At 28.2% G+C, this 17,815-nt stretch carries 22 protein-coding genes; 16 read left to right on the top strand and 6 right to left on the bottom strand.

What is annotated here, in order from left to right; all coding sequences use genetic code 11:
- Window positions 1–62 precede the first annotated feature (62 nt).
- From mutL to MKD34_RS03250, 8 genes are all read left to right on the top strand, one after another.
- Window positions 63–1,982: a DNA mismatch repair endonuclease MutL gene (gene mutL, locus MKD34_RS03285; RefSeq protein WP_240219704.1), complete on the top strand. Its 1,920-nt coding sequence runs from the start codon at window positions 63–65 to the stop codon at window positions 1,980–1,982.
- Complete coding sequence (gene rlmH / locus MKD34_RS03280) at window positions 1,979–2,446, top strand: 23S rRNA (pseudouridine(1915)-N(3))-methyltransferase RlmH (RefSeq protein ID WP_240219703.1); 468 nt, start codon at window positions 1,979–1,981, stop codon at window positions 2,444–2,446. Before mutL ends, rlmH begins: the two co-directional genes overlap by 4 nt.
- A 50-nt stretch (window positions 2,447–2,496) precedes the next feature.
- Window positions 2,497–2,838, top strand: coding sequence for a hypothetical protein (locus MKD34_RS03275; protein ID WP_240219702.1), 342 nt, complete (start codon window positions 2,497–2,499; stop codon window positions 2,836–2,838).
- Complete coding sequence (locus MKD34_RS03270) at window positions 2,838–3,206, top strand: DUF1934 family protein (protein ID WP_185891742.1); 369 nt, start codon at window positions 2,838–2,840, stop codon at window positions 3,204–3,206. Before MKD34_RS03275 ends, MKD34_RS03270 begins: the two co-directional genes overlap by 1 nt.
- 52 nt (window positions 3,207–3,258) lie before the next feature.
- The gene (locus MKD34_RS03265) at window positions 3,259–4,680 is read left to right on the top strand and encodes a tetratricopeptide repeat protein (protein WP_240219701.1); all 1,422 of its coding nucleotides are present in this window, start codon (window positions 3,259–3,261) and stop codon (window positions 4,678–4,680) included.
- 21 nt (window positions 4,681–4,701) lie between these two features.
- Complete coding sequence (gene lysS, locus MKD34_RS03260; protein ID WP_240219700.1) at window positions 4,702–6,180, top strand: lysine--tRNA ligase; 1,479 nt, start codon at window positions 4,702–4,704, stop codon at window positions 6,178–6,180.
- Between the two features lie 70 nt (window positions 6,181–6,250).
- Window positions 6,251–6,592, top strand: coding sequence for a CidA/LrgA family protein (locus MKD34_RS03255; protein WP_240219699.1), 342 nt, complete (start codon window positions 6,251–6,253; stop codon window positions 6,590–6,592).
- Window positions 6,593–7,288 (top strand): LrgB family protein, encoded by a 696-nt coding sequence (locus tag MKD34_RS03250; RefSeq protein WP_240219698.1) that lies wholly within the window; start codon window positions 6,593–6,595, stop codon window positions 7,286–7,288.
- A 277-nt stretch (window positions 7,289–7,565) separates the two neighbouring features.
- Here MKD34_RS03250 and MKD34_RS03245 read toward each other — a convergent pair whose 3' ends face one another.
- The 5 genes from MKD34_RS03245 to MKD34_RS03225 form a co-directional block, all read right to left on the bottom strand.
- A complete protein-coding gene (locus MKD34_RS03245; RefSeq protein WP_023051887.1) occupies window positions 7,566–7,808 on the bottom strand; it encodes a hypothetical protein in 243 nt (80 codons plus the stop codon).
- 72 nt (window positions 7,809–7,880) lie between these two features.
- Window positions 7,881–8,216, bottom strand: a complete 336-nt coding sequence (locus MKD34_RS03240) for an STAS-like domain-containing protein (RefSeq protein WP_051364117.1) — start codon at window positions 8,214–8,216, stop codon at window positions 7,881–7,883.
- A gap of 19 nt (window positions 8,217–8,235) precedes the next feature.
- Window positions 8,236–8,730, bottom strand: a complete 495-nt coding sequence (locus tag MKD34_RS03235; RefSeq protein ID WP_240219697.1) for a toxin-antitoxin system YwqK family antitoxin — start codon at window positions 8,728–8,730, stop codon at window positions 8,236–8,238.
- 14 nt (window positions 8,731–8,744) lie between these two features.
- Entirely contained in the window at window positions 8,745–9,155 is a 411-nt protein-coding gene (locus MKD34_RS03230) for a SoxR reducing system RseC family protein (protein WP_240219696.1), read from the bottom strand.
- 122 nt (window positions 9,156–9,277) lie between these two features.
- Window positions 9,278–9,490, bottom strand: coding sequence for a hypothetical protein (locus MKD34_RS03225; protein WP_240219691.1), 213 nt, complete (start codon window positions 9,488–9,490; stop codon window positions 9,278–9,280).
- 166 nt (window positions 9,491–9,656) lie between these two features.
- Between MKD34_RS03225 and MKD34_RS03220 the strand changes: the two genes are divergently transcribed.
- Genes MKD34_RS03220 through MKD34_RS03185 form a run of 8 tightly spaced genes read left to right on the top strand, consistent with a single transcriptional unit; the run spans window position 9,657 to window position 16,602 of the window.
- Entirely contained in the window at window positions 9,657–10,451 is a 795-nt protein-coding gene (locus MKD34_RS03220) for a TIGR00282 family metallophosphoesterase (RefSeq protein ID WP_240219690.1), read from the top strand.
- Between the two features lie 10 nt (window positions 10,452–10,461).
- The gene (gene prmA / locus MKD34_RS03215; protein WP_023051881.1) at window positions 10,462–11,391 is read left to right on the top strand and encodes a 50S ribosomal protein L11 methyltransferase; all 930 of its coding nucleotides are present in this window, start codon (window positions 10,462–10,464) and stop codon (window positions 11,389–11,391) included.
- A gap of 9 nt (window positions 11,392–11,400) precedes the next feature.
- Window positions 11,401–12,063 (top strand): (d)CMP kinase, encoded by a 663-nt coding sequence (gene cmk / locus MKD34_RS03210; RefSeq protein ID WP_240219688.1) that lies wholly within the window; start codon window positions 11,401–11,403, stop codon window positions 12,061–12,063.
- Window positions 12,064–12,066: 3 nt separating this feature from the next.
- Window positions 12,067–13,296 (top strand): 3-deoxy-D-manno-octulosonic acid transferase, encoded by a 1,230-nt coding sequence (locus MKD34_RS03205; protein ID WP_240219684.1) that lies wholly within the window; start codon window positions 12,067–12,069, stop codon window positions 13,294–13,296.
- A complete protein-coding gene (trmB, locus tag MKD34_RS03200; protein WP_023051878.1) occupies window positions 13,293–13,994 on the top strand; it encodes a tRNA (guanosine(46)-N7)-methyltransferase TrmB in 702 nt (233 codons plus the stop codon). Before MKD34_RS03205 ends, trmB begins: the two co-directional genes overlap by 4 nt.
- Window positions 13,995–14,019: 25 nt before the next feature.
- Entirely contained in the window at window positions 14,020–15,300 is a 1,281-nt protein-coding gene (locus MKD34_RS03195) for an adenylosuccinate synthase (protein ID WP_023051877.1), read from the top strand.
- Window positions 15,301–15,348: 48 nt separating this feature from the next.
- On the top strand, window positions 15,349–16,380 hold the full coding sequence (locus MKD34_RS03190) for an asparaginase (protein ID WP_240219683.1): 1,032 nt from the start codon (window positions 15,349–15,351) through the stop codon (window positions 16,378–16,380).
- A gap of 9 nt (window positions 16,381–16,389) precedes the next feature.
- Window positions 16,390–16,602, top strand: coding sequence for a hypothetical protein (locus MKD34_RS03185; protein ID WP_185891747.1), 213 nt, complete (start codon window positions 16,390–16,392; stop codon window positions 16,600–16,602).
- Window positions 16,603–16,645: 43 nt separating this feature from the next.
- On the opposite strand, the gene tgt is transcribed toward MKD34_RS03185, so the two are convergent.
- Window positions 16,646–17,812, bottom strand: coding sequence for a tRNA guanosine(34) transglycosylase Tgt (gene tgt, locus MKD34_RS03180; RefSeq protein ID WP_240219681.1), 1,167 nt, complete (start codon window positions 17,810–17,812; stop codon window positions 16,646–16,648).
- Window positions 17,813–17,815 lie beyond the last annotated feature (3 nt).

Here is a 17,815-nt window from a genome sequence, read left to right as displayed (position 1 = left end):
TGAAATTATTTTAAATCTGTATAATAATAAATAATGTTACAATTTTTGTAGGAGGTGATATTTTGGGAATTATTAAAATTTTAGACGAATCTTTATCGAATATGATTGCTGCTGGAGAAGTAGTTGAAAATCCTGCTAGTTTAGTTAAAGAACTTTTGGAAAATTCTTTGGATGCCAACAGTAAATATATAAAAATAGACGTTAAAAATGGTGGTAAAAATTTAAAATTCACTGATGATGGTAAAGGAATGTCTCGTGAAGATCTACTTCTTTGTATTGAAAGACACGCTACAAGTAAAATATCATCAAAAGATGATCTTTTTAATTTAAACACCTATGGTTTTAGAGGAGAAGCTCTTTCATCTATAGCTGCTGTTTCTAAAATGATTATCTCAACAAAACGAAAAGACGATGCCATCGGATATTCTATTAATGTTACCGCTGGAAAAATAACTAACCTAAAAGAACTTCAAAAAAGCTCTGGTACAGAAATTGAAATAAACAACCTTTTTTTTAATACTCCAGCTAGATTAAAATTCTTAAGAAAAGATACAACTGAAAATACAAAAATTAAAGAAATTGTTTTGCAAGAAGCATTAGCTAATCCTAACGTTTCTATAATACTTACTATTGACGGTAAAGAAAATATTCGTACTAGCGGTACTGGAATTGAAAATACTATTATTGAAATTTTTGGAGTTACAACACTTAAAAATTTAAAACCTGTTGAATTTGGGTATATTGGAAATCTTTCTTTAACAAGATCTACAAAAGACTTTATCTTCACATTTGTCAATAATAGACCTGTAAAAGCTAAAATTATCGAAGAAGCTTTAATTGATGGTTATTATACTCATTTAATGAGAGGAAAATATCCATTTGCCATAGTTAACTTAAAAGTAGATCCTAAATCTATTGATGTTAATGTCCATCCTTCAAAAAAAATCATCAAATTCTCTGATGAAAATAAAATTTATCATGACATTTACTCAATTACAGAGGTTGAATTAAATTTTGATAAGAATTTTAATATGCCTACTTTTGAGGTTAAAAAAGAAAATTTAAACTTTGAAAATATAAATATTTCTGAAGATTCAAAAAAACCTTTTGAAAATTTTGAAATTAATGATATAAAAAGAGAGATTGAAATAAAAAAGGAAAATAAATCTTCTTTTGAAAAAAAGAATAATTCAATTATTAATAAAGAGAATTTTTTTAACTTTCAAACAGAATCGAAGTTTATTCCGACTAAAAGTGAAGTAACTACTCTTCAACTAGAAACTGAAGAATTAAATATTTCTCTAGATGAACCTATTAAAGAGCTTGATGTTCCACTTAAAAGTACTATTAGCGATTTTTCTATTGAAAATAATTCTTTGATTTCTTCTGATAAAGTAATTTCTTTTGATAATTTAAAAGTTGATATAAAAATAATTGGACAGTTCTCTAATTCTTTTATATTAGTTGAACAAGATGGTGATCTTATAGTTTATGACCAGCATATTGTTCATGAAAGAATTCTTTATGAAAAATTAAAACAAGAGTATGCACAGCATAAAATATCTTCACAAGCTTTATTAGTTCCTATTAAAATTTCACTAACATTAAAACAAATGGAAATTTTAAAAGAAAAGTTAAGTTTTTTTGAAGATTTTGGATTTGAAATTGATCAATTTAATGATATGGATTTTTTGATTAGAGCTGTTCCTTCATTAGATACTAAAGATTCTTTTGAAAATATTTTCTTTGAAGTTTTAGAAGGAATTACTAAAGTAAATTCTAAAAATGAAGTTATTGAAAGTATGATTATTTCAATGTCTTGTCGAAGCGCAATTAAAGCTAATGAAAAATTATCTATTTCTGAAATGGAGAAACTTATTTTAGAATTACATAAAATCGGACGATTTACTTGTCCTCATGGAAGACCAATAACCTTTAAAATAAGTTTATTGGATATGGAGAAGGGATTTAAAAGAAAATGAATATAAATATTATATGTGTTGGTAAAATTAAAGAAAAATATATTTTAGATGGAATACAAGAGTTTGTCAAAAGAATGCAAGCTTTTGGTAAATTAAAAATTTTCGAATTAAAAGAGGATGGTAACGATTCAAATAGAAATATGTCTATAGAAAAAGAATCAAAATCTATTCTTGAAACTTTAGAAAAAAATAAAGGATTTAAAATCCTTTTAGATATTCAAGGGAAGAATTTATCTTCTGAAGATATGGCTTCACAAATTGAAAAAATAGGTCTTAATGGAGATAGTACTATCAACTTTATTATTGGTGGTTCTTATGGTGTTTCAGAAGATATTAGAAAATCTGCTGACTTAAGGCTAAGTTTTTCAAAAATGACTTTCCCGCATCAATTAATGAGATTAATTTTAATTGAGCAAATTTACAGATGGTTTAGCATTATAAAAAATACTAAATATCATAAGTAGTTTTTAATTTTATTTTTAACTTTATTTTTATAAATTATTAGGAGGAAACAATGTATTCGCAAGGAGAAACTTTTTATCACAACATCGATGACGAGGAGTTTGAACTAACAGTTTTAGAAAATCTAATTATAAGAGATAAAGAATATCTTATAACTGAGGATTTCGATGGGACTAATTATATATTTTTATATGATGAGGATGAGGACGATTTAATTTTTGTTGATGATACTGCCGAAATAAATACTGTTTTAGATTTCTGGAAAGAAGAGTATTTAGGTGCAGATAATATAGGAGATTGGGATGATGATGAATATTATGACCGTGAAGACTCTTATGACCAAGATGATTATTATGATATGGGATATGACGATGACGAAAAGGATTATTATTAATGGCTAAGATTATTATTAATAGTACTGATTCTTTTGGAGAAAACATTTCTCAAAAAATGATTGCAAAAAAAGTGATTGAAAACGATGTCACTATTTTTACTTATGATAATAAATATGGTAAAGGCGAGATAAGAATATCCCCTTACTCTACTGAAATACTGAAGTTTGGAGAGATTCAAAGTAAACTTTTAATTAAACCAGAAATTAAAACAAATTTTATTTATAAAACTTCTTACTTCAATAAAAATTTTACAGTTTTATGTAAAAAATATGTTTATTCTGAAAATAAGTTGACAATTGCCTATGTTATATATGATAATAATATAGAGATAAACCAATTAGAGATTGAAATAATTGAAGTACAATAAACACTAAAATAGAGCAATCTCTTTGCTCTATTTTTTATTAAAGGAGGGGTAAATGAAAAAAATACTTTTAATTTCTGCAACAGCTTTAATTTTTTTTAGTTGTACTAATATTCAAACACAACTTCCTACTCAAAGCAAAGTTGTTGTTCCTAGTGTAAAAAATCCAGTTTTACAACAAGATAACTTTTTTCTTAATGAATCTGGTGTAGCTTATTTATATGATCTTATACAAAGAGATTCATCAACAAATGCTATTCGTGAATATCTTCCATCTCAAATGATGGCACCTATGGAGGTTTATGCAGGGGAAACTTTAATTGTTAACAATATTAATGCTGACAGAGTTAAGATAATTTCTTCTCCTATAAAAAGTGATTTTACATTTAATATTAGTGGAAATAGTTTAAATTTTAATAGTCTTTATCAAGGTGAATATATTGCTGAGATTTACAAAGGATTCACATATGTTGGTACTGTTAAGATAAAAAATAAATTGAAATATAATTTTACTGAGAAAGATAATTATGATATAATTTTAAACAGCTACAATAATAAAAATTTAGATCTATTGGTAAAAAGTGCCCAGTTATATCTAATTGCTTTTCCAACAAACAGCAAACAAAAAGATGTAGCCTTCATGGTACTTAATTTAGGTTCTGCAAATGGAAATCAACTTTTAATTAATAAAGAGATTCGATATTTAAAAGAAAACTTCTCTCTTAATGAAGACGAGAAAATAAAACTTCTAGCTTTTGAAGAAAAGTCTAGCGACGGAAGTTTTATTATTAATAACTATTATTTAGATTACAACAGAAGTAATTTAAAATTAAACACTGAAATAATGAGAGCTATTCAACGTAAAAATAATGCTACTACAGACGAATTACAGTTCTTAGAAAATTTTTACGGTGACTCACAAAGTACAGAACTAGCCTTATTAATTGGAAATTTATACATGCAAAAAGGAGACAGTGATAAAGGAAATTACTATTTAAGCTTAGCTGGTTCATCTTCTAACTTGAATTCTAATTTTTCAAACTTAACTACTCCAACATCAGAGGCCTCTATTTTATCTTCTAATAACGTAGTTGAAGATGAAGTTGTTACACCTGTATCACCTTCTGATTCTTCTAAAAATATTACAAATGGAATAGATGCTCTTAATCGTAAAAGTTATAGTGAAGCTTTAATATTCTTTAACAAAGCTGAAAGCAGTTCAACAAATATCTCTGAAGTTAACTTCTATCGTGGTAAGACATACTTTTCAATGAACAATTTTGATAAAGCCTTATCTGATTTTGATAAAGTTACTACTCCAGGTGAAAATACATCTGAGTTATATTATTACTTAGGAGTTATCTATCATAAAAAAGGAGATATTGAAAAAGCAAAAGATTACTTAAGAAAATCTAGAGAAAATAATCCAAGTAGTACTTGGGGTAGAAAAAGTAGCATATATTTATTGAAACTATAAATTTAAAAAGGGAGAAAAACTATGGAAAAATACTTTGACAGAGTTGGAAAAGAACGTCTTGTTATGGAGCAATGGGAAAAAATAAAAGAGATTGAAGCTCTTGGAGTTTACCCGTTCGGAAAAAAATATGATAAAGTTCATATGATTGGAGATCTTTTAAAATCATCTCCTGAAACAGAGACAACTTTTAAAACAGCAGGAAGAATTATGGGATTCAGAGAGCAAGGTAAAGCCGTATTTGCTCACATTGAAGACCAAACTGGAAAAATCCAAGTTTATATTAGACAAGATCAAATTGGAGAAGAGGCTTTTGAAATAGTTAAGAAATTAGGTGTTGGAGACATTATTGGTGTTGAAGGTACTTTATTTATGACTCAAAAAGGTGAGTTAACTTTAAGAGTTTCTCAAGTTGAGTTACTATCAAAAAATGTTAGAGCACTTCCTGAAAAATTCCACGGTCTTACAGACGTTGAAACTAGATATAGAAAAAGATATTTAGACCTTATCATGAACAGAGATGTTAAAGAAACTTTCATGAAAAGAGTTAGAATTATAAATGGTATCAGAGAGTTTTTAAATAAAAAAGGATTCTTAGAAGTTGAAACTCCTATGATGCATCCAATTGTTGGAGGAGCTGCTGCAAGACCATTTATCACTCACCATAACGCTTTAGATATGGAATTATATTTAAGAATCGCTCCTGAACTTTATTTAAAAAGATTAATAATTGGTGGATTTGATAAAGTTTATGAAATTAATAGAAACTTCAGAAATGAAGGTATTTCTACTAGACATAATCCTGAATTTACAATGATGGAATTATACCAAGCTTATGCTGACTATAATGATATGATGGATTTAACTGAAAGTTTATTCCAATACCTTGCAACAGAGGTTTTAGGAACAACTAAAATAGAGTATAACGGAAAAGAGATTGACCTTGGAAAGTTCTATAGAATTCATATGGTTGATATGATAAAGGATGTTACTGGTGCTGATTTCTGGCAAAATTTAACAGTTGAAGAAGCTAAAGCTTTAGCTAAACAACACCACGTTGAAATTGCTGATCACATGACAAGTGTTGGACATATCATCAACGAGTTCTTTGAGCAAAAATGTGAAGAGCATATAGTTCAACCTACATTTATCTATGGTCACCCAGTTGAGATCTCTCCTCTAGCAAAGAGAAATGCACAAGATTCTAGATTTACAGATAGATTTGAGTTATTTATTGATGCAAGAGAATATGCAAATGCATTCTCTGAGTTAAATGATCCTGCTGATCAAAGAGGAAGATTTGAAGCTCAAGTTGAAGAGGCTTTACTAGGAAACGATGAAGCTACTGCAGTTATCGATGACGATTATATCGAAGCTTTAGAGTATGCTTTACCTCCAACAGGTGGATTAGGAATTGGTATCGATAGAGCTATAATGCTATTAACTGGTTCTCCATCAATTAGAGACGTTGTACTTTTCCCACAAATGAAAAGAAGAGACTAGTTTTATATTTAGAGGTGTTCCTGCGGAACACCTCTTTAATCTTTTATACAATCGTACTGGAGGTTTTATTTTGTTATATGAGTTTCTTATTATTTTAAGTATTAACTATTTAGGAGTTATTTTAGAAAAGATTTTTCATCTTCCTACTCCTGGAACAGTTAATGGTTTAATTCTTTTATTTATTTTTCTTTCTTTAAAAATAGTAAAATTAAATAGTATTAAAACTGTTGGTGAATTTTTTATTGCAAATATGATCATAACTTTTATACCACCTAGTGTTAAGCTTTTAGATGTTATTGATATTTTAAAAACTGACTTTTTTAAATTAATTTTTTTACTTATATTAACAACTTTAATTACAATGGTTGTTACTGCTTTGTGTGTAGATTTCATGATGAGGGGGAAAAAATAAATGAAAGAACTTTTATTTGATAACGCTTTTTTTGGAATTTTTATTAGTTTAATTGCTTTTAAAATTGGAAAAGACATTTTTAATAAATTTAAATGGCCTATTTTAAATCCAATTTTTGTAGCTCTTATTCTTATTTTTATATTTATGGAAGTTTTTAATATTCCTACATCTTATTATAGCAAAGGTGGAGATATATTAGGATTTTTTATAGCCCCTGCTACAGTGTGTTTAGCGATTCCTTTATATAAAGAATTAGGAACACTAAAAAAACATTATAAAGTTATTTTAATTGGAGCTCTTATTGGATCCGTAACTGCTATTTTATCTGTTGTTCTTTTAGGAAAGTTATTAGGTATTCAAGATATTATTCTTTTATCATTTGTTCCTAAATCCATTACAACTCCAATTGGAATAGAAGTTAGTAAGCTTCTTGGTGGAATACCTGCTATAACAGTCTTTGCCATAATGGTTACTGGAATAGCAGGAAATATTTTTGCTCCATTTATGTTAAAGCTTTTTAGAATCGAAAATGCAGTTGCTAAAGGTCTTGGAATTGGTATTTCAAGCCATGCTGTTGGAACAAGTAAAGCTATTGAAATGGGAGAGGTTGAAGGAGCAATGAGCGCTCTATCTATCGTTATTGCTGGTATAATTACAATCTTTATTGCACCAGTGCTTTTAAATATTCTAAAATAATATTTTTATAGAAATATAAAAAACCCTCCTGGGGGGGAGGGTTTTTTCATAACACGGGGGAGTGTTAAAAAATAAAAAAGATTAAAATAGATTTTTGGGGGGTATATAGATCTATTCAATCAAATTCGGTCTCGTTGTTAGTATATAATAAGTTCTGTTTTCTGTCAAGTTTTTTTTTAGTACATTTTTTATTTTCATTTTGTTCTAATTTGAATATTAAATTATTGTTTTTTGTTATAAAATAGAAAAGAGTGGACTATAATCCACTCTTTTTGTTTTAAACTAATCCTTTTTTTATCATAGCAAGAGCATACTGATGTGCATCTACTGTTGCACTAGCATATGCAAATTTTGTTTCTCCCTCAAAAAATCCGTTTAACAAAACTTGTTGTTGCTCATCTATATTCATTGTTAACCTTTCCAATGTTAACGTTCCCTCTTTATACTCTTCTAATAATGCATTATAAACTGCATCAAAAGTACTATCATAAATTTCATTTTGTATTTCTTCAAAAAACATATTTTTACACCCCTTTTTGGTATAGTTTCTTTACTATTTAATATTAACATTTTTTATTAATTTTGTCAACAATTATCCAATATAAGCTATTTCAAAATTCTGATGAACACCTAAAAACTTTGATTTTAGTTCTTTGTAGTTCTCTTTCAAATATATCATTTGTTTAAATAAACCTTGAGAACCATTTTTTATTGTTAATTTATTTTTTAAATCTTTTCCATATTCATTCCATAAATTAGTAAAAAGTACAAATAAAAACACTAAAGTCGTCGCTTGAATTCCAGCAAAATCTAAGACAACTTCCTCCTCTTTTTTTAAAATCTCTTTTAATTTATCACAAAAGCTTTTAGCTTTATCTGGATTTACTAGCATAGAACTATTGAAGTATCTTTTTAATTTTATTTTCATAAAGTTATTTTCTCCTAATTTAATTTGTTTGATCAAAATGATCTATATTTAAAGTATAATCTCTTTTACCTATTAGTTTACCGTTTTTATTGTAATAGCTCCAAATACCTATAGCCTCACCATTATAAAATTTACCAACTATATGTGGGCTTCCATTTTCATGAAATAATTTAAATAATCCATGATCTTTTCCTTTTAAATAATAGGTTTGAAATGTTTTATGTCCTTCTTCATTATATAATACATATTTTCCGTTTAGCTCTCCATTTTTCCAATTTTCTATGGATTTTATTTTCCCGTTAGTATAAAAAGATAACCACTTCCCTTCTGGAATTCCATTTTTATAAAATTCTCTATCTTTTTGAAATGTTACCATTCCCGTTAGAGGACTTCCAGTATTTTTGACGAAAATTTTTCCATTTTTGTTTAAAATTTTAGAATAATCAACTTGTGAATAGCTTCCAAAAGCTAACTGAGACATTAAATAAAATACTATTGATATTTTTTTTAACATAATTCCTCCCCCTGCTATCTCTTTTCTATGTCTATTATCTTTACAGATTTTTCCATCTTATTTTTTACAACAAATTTATCATAAAAAAATATCCCTATAAAAGCTATTACCAATCCACTAAAACTTGCCCCAATACATTTTCCTTCTGATAATCCCATATTAGAAGCTATAAAGTAAGTTAAAAACATAAATATCAATGGTATTATATAAACTATTATTGCAGCTTTAAAAACCTGATTGTCTTCCATTTCAAAAGTTATAATATCACCTATTTTAATATTCTCTGCATTAGATATAAATGTAAAATCATTTGCTATCTTAGCACTATCACTACATTTACTACAATGCGAGCAAGCACTCTCTTTATACATTGAAACTGTAACTTTACTTCCTACTATTTTTTTTACTAACCCACTACTCTTCATTCTTTGCTCCTCATTCAAATAGTTATAAATAAATTATAACATATTTTTTTCTAGAAATTAAAGTAAATTTAAATAAAAAAAAGTATAGGAAACTCCTATACTTAGTTACTTTTAATTTTATATTATAATTTGTCGTGTAACGTACCACCAACAGCACATTTACAACCCATTCCTACTTCTACACATCTGCTTGGATCAATATAAACTACGTCCCAACCATCATCTTCATCGTCACCATATCCAACTTCACCTATGAACATTAGCTCAAGACCTTTTGCTTTTAATTCTTCTTCACTTTGTCCTATTTTTTTTAAAAATTCTTCTTTAGTTAACATATGCGTCACTCCTAGTTTGTTATATTATCTGCCTCAATAATACACCATTTTTGTGTAGATGTCAACTTTCAATTTGTTTTTTTTAAAACTATTTTTTAAGTTTTAATTTTTAGTAAAAAATGTTATAATATTTTTTGGTAATACAAATATAGAAATGAGGTAAATAATGAAAGTTTTAGTTGTAGGTGACGTTGTTGGAAATCCAGGTAGAAAAACTCTAAAGGCATACCTTGATAAGTATAAAAGTAATTATGATTTTATTATCGTTAATGGTGAAAATGCTGCCGCTGGATTTGGAATAACTGCAAAACTTTGTGATGAGATTTTAGATTGGGGAGTAAATGTTATAACAAGTGGAAATCACATTTGGGATAAAAAAGAAATTTATGACTATTTAGATAGATCTAACAGAGTTCTACGTCCACATAATTATCCTAATGGAGTTCCTGGAACTGGATATACAATTTTAAAAGATAAAAAAGGAAATAAAATAGCTGTGGTTTCTCTTCAAGGAAGAGTTTTTATGCCGCCAATTGATTGTCCATTCACAGTTGCAAATAAATTAATAGAAGAAATTAGAAAAGAATGTAAACATATTATTATAGATTTTCATGCTGAAGCAACATCAGAGAAATTAGCTTTAGCAAACTATTTAGATGGAAAAGTTTCTGTAGTTTATGGAACACATACACATGTACAAACTGCTGATAATAAAATCCTTCTTGAAGGTACTGGTTACATAAGTGATGTTGGGATGACAGGATCAGACAATGGAATAATTGGAATGAATAAAGAATCTATTATTCCTAAATTCTTAACTGCTTTACCTCAAAAATTTGAGATAGCAGAAGGAAAAGAAAGAATAAATGGTTTAGATATCGAATTAGATGATGAAACTGGTGAATGTATAAAAATAGAAAGAATCAACCTTTCTCTTATTGAGTTAGGAATATTTAATTAGGAAGGTTTTTATGAAAGTTGTTGAAATAAAAGTTATATTTGATAGTGATAGTATTGAGGATACTCAAAAAGAGATTTGTGATATATTTTATGGATTTGGAGCTACTGGTTTAAAAATTGATGAGCCTTTAAAAACAAAAAATCCTTTAGATTTTTATAAAGATGAAAAGCAATTTTTAATGGTAGATTATGCTGTTTCAGCATATTTTCCAATGAATCCATATTCTCAAAGAAGAAACGATTTAATAAAAGCTGCTTTTGAAGAAAAATTTAATGATAGAGATGATGTTGTATTTACAATTGATTTTTATGAATATGATGAGGAAGACTATCAAAATAGTTGGAAAAAATATCTATATCCTGAAAAAGTTAGTGAAAAGTTTGTTGTTAAACCAACTTGGAGAGAATATGAACCTGAAGAAAATGAATTAGTTATTGAATTAGACCCTGGAAGAGCTTTTGGTACTGGATCACATCCAACAACATCTCTTTGTTTAAAAATTATGGAAGAAAATATAAAGCCTGGAAACTCTGTTATCGATGTGGGAACTGGATCTGGAATATTGATGATTGCAGCTGAAAAATTAGGAGCTACAGATATTTACGGTACTGATATCGATGAGTTAGCTGTTGAAGCTACTAAGGAAAATCTTGAGTTAAATAAAATTTCTTCTGATACTGCTGAAGTTTATTTAGGAGACTTAATCTCAGTTGTTAAAGATAAGCAATTTGACGTTGTAGTGGCAAATATCTTAGCTGATGTTATTCTTTTACTTTTAAAAGATATTTTTAAAGTTGTTAAAAAAGATGGATTAATTATTTTTTCAGGTATTATAGAAGATAAGCTTCCTGAAATAGTTAAACAGGTTGAAGAAAAAGGACTTGAAATACTAGAAATAAAAAGAGATAAAGAGTGGAGAGCTCTTCTTATTAAAGCTTAGGAGGATTAAATGAAAAACTATATTATTGCTTTAGATGGTCCAGCTGGAAGCGGAAAAAGTACTATTGCTAAAGTTATAGCTAAAAATTTTGGCCTAACATATCTTGATACAGGAGCTATGTATAGAATGGTAGCTCTTTATATCCTTGAAAATAATATTGATTTCAATAATGTAGCTGATGTAGAAAATATTTTAAATAATATTAAAGTTGATATTATAGATGATAAATTTATATTAAATGATAAAGATGTTTCTTTAGAAATTAGAACACCTGAAGTTACTAAAATTGTTTCTCCAGTATCTGCTATCAAAGCTGTTAGAGTTAAATTAGTAGATTTGCAAAGAGAGATTAGTAAAGGAAAAAAAGTTATTTTAGATGGAAGAGATATTGGAACAGTTGTTTTTCCAAATGCTGATTTAAAAGTATTTTTAGTTGCTTCTCCTGAAGAAAGAGCTAAAAGAAGAGTTAAAGATTATGCATCAAAAGGGATTACAGAAGATTTTGAAACTGTTTTAAAAGATATTTTAGAAAGAGACCATACTGATTCTACAAGAAAAGAAAGTCCTTTAAAGAAAGCTGAAGATGCTATTGAAGTTGATACTAGTTTTCTTAACATTGAAGAAAGTGTTCAAGCAATATCTAACTTAATTAAAGAGAAAATCGGAGGGTAAACCATGTTTTACAATCTACTGAGAGGATTTTTATATCCTTTCCTCTTTATTTTTTTGCTTTTTAAACCTAAAAAATTGAAATTTGTTTTTCAAAGACTTTTTCAAGATTTTTCAATTCTAGAAAAAAAAGCGAAATATATATGGATTCATTGCTCATCTGTGGGAGAAATCAACCTTATAGACGCATTAGTAAAAAAACTAAAAAATGATTTCAATGAAAATATTTTACTTACAGTTTTTACTGATACAGGTTATGAAATAGCTATGAATAAATACTCAAAAGATGATAGAATATCTATATTCAGATTTCCATTAGATGATATTTTTATACTAAAAAAAATATTTAATTATATTCAGGTTTCCAAAATAATTTTGATAGAAACTGAAATTTGGCCTAATTTTATAAACTTAGGTTCAAAGTATTCAAAAATATTTATTGTTAATGGAAGAATTTCAAATAAAAGTTTTCCTAGATACAAAAAAATTTCTTGGATTATAAAACCTCTTTTTTCTAAAATATCTGGATTTTTTATGCAATCTCAAGAGGATAAAAATCGAATAATTCTTTTAGGTGCTGATAAAAACAAAGTATTTGTAACTGGTAATCTAAAATTTGATATTTCTTTTGAAACATTTTCTTCTGAAGATATGTCAAATTTAAAAAGATTTATAAAAAGTGATACACGAAAAATCTTTGTTGCTGGTAGTACTAGACAAGGGGAAGATTCTATTCTTATAGATGTTTTTAAAGAACTTAAAAATACACTTCTTATTATTGTCCCACGACATTTAGAAAGAGTTCCTGAAATTGAAACTTTAGTAAAAAATTCAAATTTAACATATAAAAAATTAACTGATTTAGAATTAAATCCATCTTCAGAAGAGTTTCAAATACTTATTGTTGATAAAATGGGTGTTCTCAGAAAATTCTATTCTATTGCTGATGTTGTATTTGTTGGTGGAACACTAGTTAATATTGGTGGTCATAGTTTACTAGAGCCATTATTTTATGGAAAATCTCCAATTTTTGGCCCATACTTACAAAATGTTAAAGATATATCTAAAGATATTTTAAATCTTAATATTGGATATAAGATTAACAATAAAGAGGAGTTTTTAAATACTATTAATCTCTTAGAAACAAAACCTGTTTCTGAGGATAAAATAAAAGCATTTTTCAAAAGCAATCAAAATGCTGCTGAAAAAACGATTAAATTTATGGAGGAAGAATGAAAGAAAGATTAGAAGACACTCTATGGAAACACTTCTTCACAAATCCTAGAACTAATTATAATCCATACATGGTTAAATTAGTAGAATATCCTAATCACATTATCTATGATAGTGAAATTATGGATTCTTATAGAGGGAATTGGAACCAAAAAGCTTTTGGAAATAATAACCCTGTGTATCTTGAAATAGGATCTGGAAGTGGGAACTTTGCAGTAGGAATGGCTGCTAAATATCCAGAGAGAAATCACTTAGCTCTTGAAATAAGATTTAAAAGATTAGTTTTATCTGCTACTAAAGCTGTTAAAAGAAATCTTAATAATGTTGTTTTTTTAAGAAGACGTGGTGAAGATATTACAAAATTTATAGGAAATGAAGAGATTGAAGGACTTTATATTAATTTCCCTGACCCTTGGGAAGGAAATGAAAAAAATAGAATACTTCAACCTAAACTTTTCGAACTTCTTGATGTTATAATGAAAGTTGATGGAACTTTATTTTTTAAAACAGATCACGATCAATATTATTCAGATGTTCTTGAATTTGCTAAAGATTTAAAAAACTATGAAGTAGTTTATCATACACCTGATTTACATAACAGCCCTAAAGCTGCTGATAATATCAGAACAGAGTTTGAAGATTTATTTATATGTAAACATAATAAAAATATCAACTATATTGAAATAAAAAAAATCAAATAACGAAATAATACATGGAGGTATTTAAATGGCAGGATATGTTGTAGTTGGAACTCAATGGGGAGACGAAGGAAAAGGAAAAATAATTGACGTTCTTGGAGATAGAGCTGATTACGTTGTTAGATTCCAAGGTGGAAATAATGCTGGACACACAGTTGTTGTTAATGGAGAGAAATTTATACTTCACTTATTACCATCTGGTATGTTACATGGACAAGGTAAATGTATCATTGGACCAGGAGTTGTTGTTGATCCTAAAGTTCTTTTAAAAGAACTTGATACATTAGAAGCTAAAGGAGCTAAAGTTGATCACCTATTTATAAGTGATAGAGCTCATCTTATTATGCCTTACCACATTCAATTAGATATCTTAAAAGAAGAGAGAAGTGGAGATAACAAAATTGGAACTACAAAAAGAGGAATTGGACCTTGTTACTCTGATAAATTTTCAAGAGTTGGAATTAGAGCTGTTGAATTATTAGATATGGAGCTATTTGCTAAGAAGTTACAAATGAATTTAGAAGAGAAAAATGAACTTTTCACTAAAATCTATGATGCTCCTACTATGAAGTTTGAAGATATTTTTGAAGAGTACAGAGGATATGCTGAAAGATTAAAGCATAGAATTATTGATGCTACTCCTGAAATTAACAAAGCTTTAGATGATGACAAATTCGTTTTATTTGAAGGAGCTCAAGCTATGATGTTAGATATTAACTATGGAACATACCCATACGTTACTTCATCATCTCCTACAAGTGGAGGAGTTACTACTGGTGTTGGAGTTTCTCCTAGAAAAATCGATAGAATAATTGGAGTTATGAAAGCTTATACAACTAGAGTTGGAGAAGGACCTTTCGTTACTGAGTTAAATAATGATTTAGGAGAAAAAATCAGACAAATTGGTGGAGAGTTTGGAGCTACAACTGGAAGACCTAGAAGATGTGGATGGTTAGACCTTGTTGTTGGTAAGTATGCTGTTGATATAAACGGATTAACTGACGTTGTTATAACAAAAATCGACGTTTTAAGTGGATTAGATACTTTAAAAATTTGTACTGGATACGAAATCGATGGAAAAGTTTATACAACTGTACCTGCTGCTACAGAAAAATTAGCTTATGCTAAACCAATTTATGAAGAGCTACCTGGATGGACAGAGGATATCTCTAATATGAAAGATTACAATGAGTTACCTGAGAACTGTAAAAAATACCTTGCTAGAGTTGAAGAGTATTTAGGATGTCAAATAACTGTTGTTTCTGTTGGTCCTGATAGAAGTCAAAACATATTCTTAAAAGATATATAAGAAATCAATCCCCTAGTTTACTAGGGGATTAATTTTAGGAGGAGCTAAATGTTAGAAAAAATTCTTATCATAAATACTGGGGGCACTATTGGTATGGTCAACAGCGAGGAAAATAATCCCAATAGTCCTTTAAGACCTGCTAAAAATTGGTTTGAAGTAGCTAAAAATCATCCTATTTTAGAAAGATTTCCTGCTGACTACTGTCAAATTTCAACTTTAATTGATTCTTCAGATATGAATCCTGAAATTTGGATTGATATCGTTAAAATTATAGAAAAAAATTATTATGACTACAGAGGATTTGTAATTTTACATGGAACTGATACTATGGCTTTTACAGCTTCAGCTCTATCTTTTATGCTTAAAAATCTTGATAAACCTGTGGTTTTAACTGGATCTCAAGTTCCTTTAGTTACACCAAGAAGTGATGCACTTCAAAATTTAATTACATCTATTCAAATTGCAGGTAATAGAATATACGGTGTTAAAAGTATACCTGAAGTTACAATTTGTTTTAGAGATGAGTTATTGAGAGGAAATCGAGCTAGAAAAATTGATGCTACAAATTATTTTGGATTTGCTTCACCAAATTATAGAGCTTTGGGAGAAATTGGATGTGAAATTAAAATTCATGACAAAAAGGTTTTAGATATGCCTAAAAATGAGTTTTATACAGATTCTTCTATCAACAGTAATATACTTATTGTTGAGATTTTCCCTGGAATGAATCCTCAATATATAAAAACACTTGTAGAATCTCATTCTGAAATAAAGGGAGTTATTTTAAAAACTTATGGAAATGGTAATGCTCCAACTACTGATAATTTTGTTTTAACTTTAAAGTCTATTATTGATTCAGGAGTTGTTGTTGTTAATATTACTCAATGTGCAACTGGTGCTGTTAAAATGGGATTATATGAAGCTAGTAGTGCATTAAAAAGTATTGGAGTAATCAGCGGCGGAGATATGACTCCAGAAGCAGCTATCACAAAGTTAATGTATTTATTAGGAAAAAATATTTCTATTGAAGAGATTAAAGTTTTTATGGAATCTGATTTATGTGGTGAAATAACTGTTTGAAGGAGTGCTATGAACAAGAATCTTTGGAAAAATAATAAAAATGGTAAACTTTATGAAGTTTTAAATTATAATATATTAAATTGTACTAATGAACAAGATGGACAAATTATGTATCTATACAGAGTTTTTTCTGAAGAAGTTCTAGATTCAGAAGGAAATGAAAAACTTTTTGTTAGATCTGAAGATGAGTTTAAAACTAAGTTTACAAAATATAGTTTATAATTTAATATAGAAAAAAAGCTGACTTAAAAAAGTCAGCTTTTTTTTATTTATCAAATTTTATTGGTTTTATCCAATCACTATTTTTTCCCATAGCATAGTTCTTTTCAAATTCAGCTTTAAATTCATTAAATCTTTTCTCTTTTATAGCAGTTCTTGAATCTTTCATTAATTTTAATAAGAAATATAAATTATGGTATGTTGCTAATCTTCCACCTAATATTTCTTGAGCTTTAAATAAGTGTCTTATATAACCTCTTGTATAATTTCTACATACATAGCAATCACATCCCTCATCTAAAGGTCTAGTATCTTCAGAATATGAAGCATTTTTCACAACAAGTCTTCCATATTTTGTAAATATTGTTCCATGTCTTCCAATTCTACTTGGTTGTACACAATCCATCATATCTATTCCTGATGCTACAGCTTCTAGCATATCTAAAGGTTCTCCTACTCCCATTAAATATCTTGGCTTATCTTCAGGTAACTTCTCTACTATATAATCTAATACTCTATACATATCCTCTCTAGGTTCACCAACGGCTAAACCTCCAACAGCATATCCAGAGAAGTATTCATCCATTTCACTTAATTCAGATAAACTTTTATCTCTTAAATCTTCATAAATTCCACCTTGAACTATTGCAAATAAACCTTGCTCATCTGGTCTTTTGTGTGCTTCTACACATCTTTTTGCCCATCTTGTAGTTCTTTCAATAGATGGAATAAGGTACTCTTTTGATGACATTCCTGGTGGGCACTCATCAAATAACATAACAATATCTGATCCTAAATTATTTTGAATATTTATTGATTTTTCTGGAGAAATAAAGTGTTTAGAACCATCTAAATGTGATCTAAAATAAACTCCCTCTTCTTTAATATTTCTTAAATCACCTAAACTAAATACTTGGAATCCACCACTATCTGTTAAAATAGGTTTTTTCCAATTCATAAATTTGTGTAATCCACCAAATTTAGCAACTAATTCATCTCCTGGTCTTAAATATAGGTGATATGTATTTCCTAAAATTATTTCAGCCCCCATCTCTTCTAACTCTTCTGGAGTCATACCTTTTACTGTGGCTTGAGTTCCAACTGGCATAAATACAGGTGTTTCAATCTCTCCATGAGGGGTTGTTATTTTTCCTATTCTAGCCTTTCCATCTTTATCGTATAATTCATACGTTACTGGTAACTTTTTACTCATTTT

Origin of the sequence: Cetobacterium somerae (assembly GCF_022430525.1) — a bacterium.
GTDB lineage: Bacteria > Fusobacteriota > Fusobacteriia > Fusobacteriales > Fusobacteriaceae > Cetobacterium_A.
Note: the sequence above shows the minus strand (reverse complement) of the source record. Positions and strands in the feature narration are given on the sequence as shown.